Source organism: Halomonas sp. (genome assembly GCF_014859505.1).
In the GTDB taxonomy this organism is placed as follows: domain Bacteria; phylum Pseudomonadota; class Gammaproteobacteria; order Pseudomonadales; family Halomonadaceae; genus Halomonas.
In genome coordinates this window covers 1-1,237 of sequence record NZ_JACUUD010000265.1, presented here as the reverse complement: position 1 = coordinate 1,237, position 1,237 = coordinate 1, and the positions used below count along the sequence as shown (strand labels likewise).

The 1,237-nt window shown below is 66.2% G+C and carries 1 protein-coding gene and 1 pseudogene; both read right to left on the bottom strand.

The annotated features are described in order from the left end of the window. Window positions 1-130 precede the first annotated feature (130 nt). Window positions 131-988, bottom strand: a complete 858-nt coding sequence (gene rluB, locus IBX53_RS16145) for a 23S rRNA pseudouridine(2605) synthase RluB (RefSeq protein WP_290911417.1) — start codon at window positions 986-988, stop codon at window positions 131-133. Continuing rightward, window positions 985-1,237 (bottom strand): annotated as a pseudogene (locus IBX53_RS16140) (SMC-Scp complex subunit ScpB); the annotation flags it as partial. The gene rluB and the pseudogene IBX53_RS16140, both read right to left, overlap by 4 nt.

The following is a 1,237-nucleotide window of genomic DNA, read 5'->3' as shown; positions in this document are numbered from 1 at the left end:
AACCTACGACCAATTGGTTAAAAGCCAACTGCTCTACCAACTGAGCTAACGACCCCCCGAACGGGAGCAAATATTACTGATTTGCCCCCGCGCTGACAAGGACTTTTTTGCCTTTTGTCGCAGCCGCCGATCAGTGGCGAGTTCGGGTCTTCGGCTTGCGCATGGCCTGCACCGGCTTGCGCTTGTGCTTGTCGCGGTTCCAGCGGTTCTTCTCGTCCGGCGTGAGGTCCGGCACCTTGCGCGAGGCCAGCCCGGCCAGCTCTGCCAGGTCATCGATCTCGTCCTGGGAGAGCTCCAGCCACTCGCCCGCCTTGGCCCGCTTGTCGAGGAAGATGTTGCCGTAGCGCACCCGCTTGAGGCGGCTGACGGTGAGCCCCTGGGACTCCCACAGGCGGCGCACTTCGCGATTGCGACCCTCCTGGATCACCACGTGGAACCAGGTGTTGATCCCCTCGCCGCCGAACTCCTGCACATCGGTGAAGCTAGCAGGACCGTCATCGAGCATCACGCCCTCGACCATGGCGACCACGTTCTGGCGGGTCACCTGGCCCATGACGCGCACTGCATATTCCCGCTCCACCTGCGTGGAGGGATGCATCAGCCGGTTGGCCAGCTCGCCGTCGGTGGTGAACAGCAAGAGCCCACTGGTGTTGATATCGAGGCGGCCGATGGCGATCCAGCGCTCGCCCTTGAGACGCGGCAGACGATCGAAGACGGTGCGCCGACCCTCCGGGTCCTTGCGAGTACACAGCTCGCCCTCGGGCTTGTTGTACATGATCACCCGCCGCGGCACCTCGTCGGCACCGCGCAGGGTCACCGGGCGGTTGTCGAAGAGCACCCTGTCGCGCATCTCGATGCGGTCGCCGAGGGTGGCCACCTGGCCGTTGACCTTGACCCGCCCATCGGCGATGGCGGCCTCCATCTCGCGGCGGGAGCCCAGCCCGGCGCGGGCCAGGACCTTCTGAAGTTTTTCGCTGGTAGTGCTCATGAGTCGTTCTCACTGGGTGTGGATTCCGCCCCCGGGGCAGCGTCATCGTCGACGCGGCTCCGGGCACGTTCGGCCAGGCGAGCCTCGAGTTCGGCGAAGCTCAGTCCGGACCGTTCTGACGCCGTCCCGGCGTGGTGGTCGTCGGCCATCCCGGCCGTCGTGTCGGAGGCACCGGCCGCGGCCGGTGCCTCCTGGTCGGTATTCCCTGCCGCCGGCTCGCTCTCTTCCGGCGCATCGTCGAGGGGGCCA

What these genes read in the sequence shown, in the direction of transcription:
- rluB (WP_290911417.1), bottom strand. Translation starts at nt 988, where the DNA reads ATGAGCACTACCAGCGAAAAACTTCAGAAGGTCCTGGCCCGCGCCGGG.